The sequence below is a fragment of the Pseudomonas syringae pv. cilantro genome, from assembly GCF_001293775.1.
GTDB classification, from domain to species: Bacteria; Pseudomonadota; Gammaproteobacteria; order Pseudomonadales; family Pseudomonadaceae; genus Aquipseudomonas; species Aquipseudomonas syringae_P.
This window is the reverse complement of the sequence record NZ_LGLN01000081.1, coordinates 68,447-76,493: the sequence shown is the minus strand read 5'-3', so window position 1 is coordinate 76,493 and position 8,047 is coordinate 68,447. Positions and strand designations below refer to the sequence as shown.

Genomic DNA, 8,047 nt, shown 5'->3' with positions numbered 1-8,047 from the left:
CCCCAGTTCCATTGCCAGCGCAAACACGTCCACGTCATCCGGCAGCGCAGGCAGTTGGAAGTGGCGATCAAACACCTCAAGCATCAAGTGCCCCAGTTCAATGTCGTGCTGGCGGTCTGCCTGGTTGATTTCGGTCAGGCCGTGCTGGGCGAGGATCAGTTGGCGGGCGGCGGCGTCGGCGTTGTAGATGGCGAGCATGCGCAGTTCGACAATGCGTGACAGGTCGCGCCAGGTGGTGAGCTGATCGTGATCGATGGGCGCCTGCAGCGAGGCGCGGAAAGCGGCGTGGATGTCGGCGGTCAGTGCTTCAAGCAGCGCCGGAACGCTGGCGAAGAAGTGATACACCGACGAAGGCGGAATACCGGCGCGCTCGGCAACGCTGTAGATCGACAGGCTGGCCACCCCTTGCTCGGCAAGCAACGTGCGCGCGGCGTCGAGAATCGAGTCGATCCTGGCCTGGCTGCGTGCTTGAGGTTTGCGAGGGGTGGCGGCGCGTGTCATGGGCGTGGCTCTTGGATGGGCTGGCGGCATTGTAAGGGATTCTGATGGAGCGAATCTTGATCGTTCTCGCGCAGAGCTACATGCACGTCTACTTCTGATTCTGGCCGAAGGCCGTGGGAGCGGACCGGGCGACACTTCGCTACCACGCCCTCCGGGCAGAAGCCGCGTTTTCGGGCTTATCCGGATACAAAAACGCCGCAAAGCTCCAGGCTTTGCGGCGTTTTGTAGTGTTCAGCCTCAATCAGACTGTGTGCAGGTACCAGTTGTACTCAAGGTCGGAGATGGAGTGTTCGAACTCCTCCAGCTCGCTTTCCTTACAAGCCACGAAGATATCGATGTATTTCGGATCGATGTACTTGGCCATGACCGGGTTGTCGTCCAGCTCGCGCAGTGCGTCGCGCAGGTTGTTCGGCAGGCTTTGCTCATGCTGTTCGTATGAGTTGCCCTCCACCGGAGCGCCCGGTTCGATCTTGTTGACCAGACCGTGATGCACGCCCGCCAGTACCGAAGCCATCACCAGATACGGGTTGGCATCGGCGCCGGCAACGCGGTGTTCGATACGCACGGCATCCGCCGAACCGGTGGGCACGCGAACGGCGACGGTGCGGTTGTCCAGGCCCCAGGTGGGTGAGTTGGGGACATAGAACTGCGCACCGAAGCGACGGTAGGAATTGACGTTCGGGCACAGGAATGCCATCTGTGCCGGCAGGGTCTCGAGCACACCGCCGATCGCGTGACGCAATGCGGCGTTCTGCTCGGGATCCTCGCTGGTGAAGATATTCTTGCCATCGCGATCCAGAATCGAAATATGGACGTGCAGACCGTTCCCTGCCTGACCCGGATAGGGCTTGGCCATGAACGTCGTGTCCATTTCGTGATCGTAGGCGATGTTCTTGATCAGACGCTTGAGCAGCACTGCGTAATCGCACGCCTTGATCGCATCGGCAACATGGTGCAGGTTCACTTCAAACTGCGCCGGGGCGCTTTCCTTGACGATGGCGTCGGCAGGAATGCCTTGCTCCTTCGCACCTTCGAGAATGTCCTGCAGGCAGTCGACGTATTCGTCGAGATCGTCGATCAGGTAAACCTGTGTCGAGTGCGGACGCTTGCCGGAGATCGGCGAGCGGGGCGGTTGCGGACGGCCGTTCACGTTCTCCTGATCGATCAGGTAGAACTCCAGCTCGAACGCGGCGCAGATAGTCAGGCCCATTTCATCGAACTTGGCGACGACCTGGCGCAATACTTCACGCGGGTCAGCGAAAAACGGATCGCCTTCGAGCTCGTGCATGGTCATCAGCAATTGCGCGGTAGGGCGCTTCTGCCAGGGCTCGTTGCACAGGGTGTCAGGGATGGGATAACAGATTCGGTCAGCATCGCCGATGTCCAGGCCCAGGCCAGTGCTTTCCACCGTGGAGCCATTGATATCCAGAGCAAATAAAGAGGCAGGCAGGTTGATGCCCTTCTCGTAAACCTTATGGAGGCTGGTGCGTTCGATGCGTTTGCCACGCACCACACCATTCATATCTGCAATCAGAAGGTCAACGTACAGAACCTCAGGATGTTCCTTAAGGAACGCGTTCGCTTCGTTAAGCTGAACGGCACGCGGGGGTACCGACATGATGCAACACCTTTGTTGTTAAAAATATCAATCATCAATGATTGCGGATCTCAGTCAATCCGAAAGCCATGATGAAGTCAATAGAGCCTTTTTTGCCCTAAAACTGCGCCATTTGGCCTTTTTTGCTGCTATTTAGGGCGTTTTATCCTGTTTTTGGCCAGCGTCAAATACGCGCTGCCGCAGCCTGTCTTCTATCTTTAACGGGTTGTTGTATAAAAAAATGAACGAGGCTAAGCTCGATCGCAACCCATGGCGCAACAACAGCGGGTGTTCGATGCTTCACCGACCGCCGACCGGCACGCAGATATCCAGCCCGTACAGCGCTCATCATGCCTGTGATATCAGAGCTCGTGGTGTTTTGACGCACATTGCGCCATTCCCCGAGCGGCCAGCGGGGCCCGCCTGTTCTACGCTCACTACCCGACACTATCACTATAGCTGCCATGTCTGTGTGACGGTGGCTGTCTGGGATGTCGAGCCGACAAGTGCCACCTTACCCCTAATCGGCTCTTGCCGAAACGAGTTGTACACCATGACGCCGATGCGTCTAGAAAACGCCTGATCGCGATCAGGACATGAAAACCCTGAGGTATTTATGAGTACCAACCTCGACCAGCTCACCGATTGGTTGAAAGAACACAAAATTACCGAAGTCGAATGCATGATGTCCGACCTCACCGGGATCACTCGCGGCAAGATCTCGCCGACCAACAAATTCATCGCTGAAAAGGGCATGCGTCTGCCTGAAAGCGTTTTGTTGCAAACGGTTACCGGCGACTACGTGGAGGACGAGATCTACTACGAGTTGCTGGACCCGGCAGACATCGACATGATCTGCCGCCCCGACCAGAACGCGGTGTATCTGGTGCCCTGGGCCGTGGAGCCTACCGCGCAGGTGATCCACGACACCTACGACAAGCAAGGCAACCCCATCGAGTTGTCGCCGCGCAACGTGCTGAAAAAGGTCCTCAAGCTCTACGCCGATCAGGGCTGGCAGCCCATTGTGGCGCCGGAGATGGAGTTTTACCTGACCAAGCGCAGCGACGACCCGGATTACCCGTTGCAGCCGCCTATCGGCCGTTCCGGGCGTCCTGAGACCGGGCGCCAGTCTTTCTCGATTGAAGCCGCCAATGAATTCGATCCGCTGTTCGAGGACGTCTACGACTGGTGCGAGCTGCAAAATCTTGATCTGGACACGCTGATTCACGAAGACGGCACGGCGCAAATGGAGATCAACTTCCGTCACGGCGATGCCCTGTCGCTGGCGGATCAGATTCTGGTGTTCAAGCGCACCATGCGTGAGGCCGCGCTCAAGCACAACGTCGCGGCGACCTTCATGGCCAAGCCCATGACCGGCGAGCCGGGCAGCGCAATGCATTTGCACCAGAGCATCATCGACATCGAGACCGGCAAGAACATCTTCTCCAATGAAGACGGGACCATGAGCGAGCTGTTTCTCAACCACGTCGGCGGTTTGCAGAAATTCATTCCCGAGCTGTTGCCGCTGTTCGCGCCCAACGTCAACTCGTTCCGCCGTTTTCTGCCCGACACCTCGGCACCGGTGAACGTCGAATGGGGCGAAGAAAACCGCACCGTCGGCCTGCGGGTGCCGGACGCCGGGCCGCAAAACCGGCGCGTGGAAAACCGCCTGCCGGGCGCCGACGCCAACCCGTATCTGGCCATCGCCGCCAGCCTGCTGTGTGGCTTCATCGGCATGGTCGAAGGCATCAACCCGAGTGCGCCGGTGGTCGGGCGCGGCTACGAGCGTCGCAACCTGCGTTTGCCGTTGACCATCGAAGACGCACTGGAGCGCATGGAAAACAGCAAGACCATCGAGAAGTACCTGGGCAAGAAATTCATCATCGGCTACGTCGCGGTCAAGCGCGCCGAGCATGAAAACTTCAAGCGTGTGATCAGTTCGTGGGAGCGGGAATTCCTGCTCTTCGCCGTCTGACCCCGCAGAGCGCCGCCGCACCTCAGCGCGGCGCTCTGATTACTGACCTGAAACAAAGGAAGTGCTGCATGAGTGCCAACAATAATCCGCAAACCCTCGAATGGCAGACCCTGAGCAGCGAGCATCACCTGGCACCCTTCAGCGACTACAAACAACTGAAAGAACAAGGCCCGCGCATCATTACCCGCGCCGAGGGTGTTTATCTGTGGGACAGCGAGGGTCACAAAATCCTCGATGGCATGTCCGGTCTGTGGTGTGTGGCTATTGGTTATGGCCGCGAAGAGCTGGCCGATGCCGCCAGCAAACAGATGCGCGAGCTGCCGTATTACAACCTGTTCTTCCAGACGGCTCACCCGCCGGTGCTGGAGCTGGCCAAGGCCATTTCCGAGATCGCTCCGCAGGGCATGAACCACGTGTTCTTCACCGGTTCAGGCTCGGAAGGCAATGACACTATGCTGCGCATGGTTCGTCATTACTGGGCACTGAAAGGCCAGCCGAGCAAGAAAACCATCATCAGCCGCTTCAACGGCTACCACGGCTCCACGGTTGCCGGTGCCAGTCTGGGTGGCATGACGTACATGCACGAGCAGGGCGACTTGCCGATCCCGGGCATCGCGCACATTGCGCAGCCGTACTGGTTCGGTGAAGGCGGTGACCTGACGCCCGACGAATTCGGCGTGTGGGCCGCCGAGCAACTGGAGCAGAAAATCCTTGAGCTGGGCGTCGAGAACGTCGGCGCATTCATTGCCGAGCCGATTCAGGGCGCGGGCGGTGTGATTGTTCCGCCGGATTCGTACTGGCCGAAGATCAAGGAAATCCTGGCCCGCTACGACATCCTGTTCGTCGCCGATGAGGTGATCTGTGGCTTCGGGCGCACCGGTGAGTGGTTCGGTAGCGATTTCTACGGCCTCAAGCCACACATGATGACCATCGCCAAAGGGCTCACGTCCGGTTACGTGCCGATGGGCGGCCTGCTGGTGCATGACGACATCGTCGCGGTGCTCAACGAGGGCGGCGATTTCAATCATGGCTTTACCTATTCGGGGCATCCGGTGGCGGCAGCGGTCGCGCTGGAGAATATTCGTATCCTGCGCGAAGAAAAGATCGTCGAACGGGTCAAGTCGGAAACGGCACCGTATTTGCAAAAGCGTTTACGCGAGCTGAGCGATCACCCGCTGGTGGGTGAAGTGCGCGGTGTCGGATTGCTGGGTGCCATTGAGCTGGTCAAGGACAAGGCCACCCGCGAGCGCTACACCGACAAGGGCGCGGGCATGATCTGTCGAACCTTCTGCTTTGAGAATGGCCTGATCATGCGCGCTGTGGGCGACACCATGATCATTGCGCCACCGCTGGTGATCAGTTTTGCGGAAATCGATGAGCTGGTGGATAAAGCCCGCAAGTGCCTCGATCTGACGCTGGCGGCCTTGCAGGGCTGAATCTGCAGAAAGTGCGGGGATGTGCGTTGTTTAACAAGGGGCAGCTTGAAAGCGTGCCCTGGAACTTGCCAGACTAATGGCTACAAGCCGCTAACCGATGGTCAGTGATAAAAATACAGTGGAGCTACGCATGAAAAAATTTGGCAAGACCCTTCTCGCGCTGTCCCTGATGGGCGTTGTGGCCACTGCTGCGCAGGCCGATGACAAAGTGCTGCACGTCTACAACTGGTCCGACTACATCGCGCCGGACACCGTTGCCAAGTTCGAGAAAGAATCGGGCATCAAGGTGGTCTACGACGTTTTCGACAGCAACGAGACGCTGGAAGCCAAATTGCTGGCCGGCAAGTCCGGTTATGACATCGTCGTACCGTCCAACAACTTCCTCGCCAAGCAGATCAAGGCCGGTGTTTATCAGGAATTGGACAAGTCCAAGCTGCCGGACTGGAAGAACCTGAACGAATCGCTGCTCAAGGCCGTATCGGTCAGCGACCCGGACAACAAGCACGCTTTCCCGTACATGTGGGGCTCGATCGGTATCGGTATCAACCCGGACAAGGTCAAGGCCGCGCTGGGTGCGGATGCGCCGGTCAACTCGTGGGACTTGCTGTTCAAGCCCGAGAACGCTGCCAAGCTGAAGTCGTGCGGCATCAGCTTCCTCGATTCGCCAACGGAAATGCTGCCAATTGCGCTGCATTACCTGGGCTACCCGACCGATTCTCAAGACAAGAAGCAGCTTGCCGAAGCCGAAGCGCTGTTCATGAAGATTCGTCCGTCGATTGGCTATTTCCACTCGTCCAAGTACATCTCGGACCTGGCCAACGGCAACATCTGTGTCGCGGTCGGCTACTCGGGTGATATCTATCAGGCCAAGTCGCGCGCCGCAGAGGCTGGTGGCAAGGTCAAAGTTGCTTACAACATTCCGAAAGAAGGGGCTGGCAGCTTCTACGACATGGTCGCCATCCCCAAGGATGCCGAAAACGTCGAGGGTGCCTACAAGTTCATGACCTTCCTGATGAAGCCGGAAATCATGGCTGAAATCACCAACGCCGTGCGTTTCCCGAATGGTAACGCGGCAGCGACAGCGCTGGTCGACAAGGAAATCACCAGTGACCCGGGCGTTTACCCGCCTGCTGACGTCCAGGCCAAACTGTATGCAATTGCGGACCTGCCGGCAGCTACCCAGCGGATCATGACCCGTAGCTGGACCAAGATTAAGTCAGGTAAATAAACCTGTCATGAAACCTGTGGATGCTGCGTAGCCCTGGCCGCGCAGCATCCTGCAGACAGGAATATTGCCTAAACCTTTGCTGGTTGCACTCATAGGCGGTAAGTTGCGCGCCGGTTTGGTTTTCCGGACGCCCTCCGGCGCTCAGGCCCCTCTGTTAAAAGGACTCATTCTTTGTCTATTTCTATTTTTTCCAAAGCCTTGCTGGCGGCTACCGGGCTGACACTGACCCTCAGTGCTCAGGCTGAATCCACCGTGCATATTTATAACTGGTCCGATTACATCGGCAAGACCACCCTGGCGGACTTCGAAGCCACCACTGGCATCAAGCCGATGTACGACGTGTTCGACTCCAACGAAACCCTGGAAGCCAAGTTGCTGGCCGGGCGCACCGGTTACGACGTGGTCGTGCCGTCCAACCACTTCCTCGGCAAGCAGATCAAGGCGGGCGCGTTCCAGAAGCTCGACAAGTCGCTGCTGCCCAACTACAAGAATCTCGACCCGGCGCTGCTCAAGCGTCTGGAGAAGAACGACCCTGGCAACCAGTACGCCGTGCCGTACCTGTGGGGCACCAACGGCATCGGTTACAACGTCGAGAAGGTCAAGGCGGCACTGGGCGTCGACAAGATCGACTCCTGGGCCGTGCTGTTCGAGCCGGAGAACATCAAGAAGCTCTCAAGCTGCGGCGTAGCGTTCCTTGATTCCGCCGATGAAATGCTGCCAGCGGTGCTCAACTACATGGGGCTGGACCCCAACAGCACCAAGGAAGCCGATTACAAGAAGGCCGAAGCCAAGCTCATGGCGATTCGTCCTTACGTGACCTATTTCCACTCGTCCAAATACATCACTGATCTGGCCAACGGCGACATCTGCGTTGCGGCCGGTTTCTCGGGTGATGTGTTCCAGGCCAAGTCCCGCGCCGAAGAAGCAGGCAAAGGCGTGAAGCTCGCGTACAGCATTCCGAAGGAGGGCGGCAACCTGTGGTTCGACATGCTGGCCATTCCGGCTGATTCGAAAAACATCAAGGAAGCCAGCGCCTTCATCAACTACATGCTCGACCCCAGAGTGATCGCCAAGGTCAGCGATGAAGTCGGCTACGCCAACCCCAATCCCGCCTCCGGCGAATTCATGGATCAAAGCATCCGTACCGACCAAGCCGTCTACCCGCCACAGGAAGTGCTGGACCGGCTGTTCGTGAACAGCGAGTTGCCACCCAAGGTGCAACGTCTCATGACCCGCAGCTGGACCAAGGTCAAGTCGGGCAAATAACTTTTCAGCACCCGGTCGTTTTGGCCGGGTTGCCTACCTGTTGG

At 58.1% G+C, this 8,047-nt stretch carries 6 protein-coding genes; 4 read left to right on the top strand and 2 right to left on the bottom strand.

What is annotated here, in order from left to right:
* Both ABJ99_RS22805 and ABJ99_RS22800 read right to left on the bottom strand, forming a co-directional pair.
* A partial coding sequence (locus ABJ99_RS22805; protein ID WP_054087742.1) for a TetR/AcrR family transcriptional regulator occupies positions 1 to 501 on the bottom strand: 501 nt, incomplete at its 3' end.
* Between the two features lie 241 nt (positions 502 to 742).
* Positions 743 to 2,119 carry a glutamine synthetase family protein gene (locus ABJ99_RS22800; RefSeq protein WP_007252721.1) on the bottom strand — a complete coding sequence of 459 codons (1,377 nt, stop codon included), beginning with the start codon at positions 2,117 to 2,119 and terminating at the stop codon, positions 743 to 745.
* Between the two features lie 595 nt (positions 2,120 to 2,714).
* Between ABJ99_RS22800 and ABJ99_RS22795 the strand changes: the two genes are divergently transcribed.
* From ABJ99_RS22795 to ABJ99_RS22780, 4 genes are all read left to right on the top strand, one after another.
* Complete coding sequence (locus tag ABJ99_RS22795; protein ID WP_007252722.1) at positions 2,715 to 4,073, top strand: glutamine synthetase family protein; 1,359 nt, start codon at positions 2,715 to 2,717, stop codon at positions 4,071 to 4,073.
* A gap of 68 nt (positions 4,074 to 4,141) precedes the next feature.
* A complete protein-coding gene (locus ABJ99_RS22790) occupies positions 4,142 to 5,509 on the top strand; it encodes an aspartate aminotransferase family protein (protein ID WP_054087741.1) in 1,368 nt (455 codons plus the stop codon).
* 130 nt (positions 5,510 to 5,639) lie between these two features.
* Complete coding sequence (locus ABJ99_RS22785) at positions 5,640 to 6,737, top strand: polyamine ABC transporter substrate-binding protein (protein ID WP_054087740.1); 1,098 nt, start codon at positions 5,640 to 5,642, stop codon at positions 6,735 to 6,737.
* 171 nt (positions 6,738 to 6,908) lie between these two features.
* On the top strand, positions 6,909 to 8,003 hold the full coding sequence (locus tag ABJ99_RS22780; RefSeq protein ID WP_054087739.1) for a polyamine ABC transporter substrate-binding protein: 1,095 nt from the start codon (positions 6,909 to 6,911) through the stop codon (positions 8,001 to 8,003).
* Positions 8,004 to 8,047: the final 44 nt, after the last annotated feature.

Bases quoted from the DNA above. Each gene is read 5' to 3' on its own strand.
- ABJ99_RS22800 (WP_007252721.1), bottom strand. From the start codon at position 2,119: ATGTCGGTACCCCCGCGTGCCGTTCAGCTTAACGAAGCGAACGCGTTC.
- ABJ99_RS22795 (WP_007252722.1), top strand. From the start codon at position 2,715: ATGAGTACCAACCTCGACCAGCTCACCGATTGGTTGAAAGAACACAAA.
- ABJ99_RS22790 (WP_054087741.1), top strand. From the start codon at position 4,142: ATGAGTGCCAACAATAATCCGCAAACCCTCGAATGGCAGACCCTGAGC.
- ABJ99_RS22785 (WP_054087740.1), top strand. From the start codon at position 5,640: ATGAAAAAATTTGGCAAGACCCTTCTCGCGCTGTCCCTGATGGGCGTT.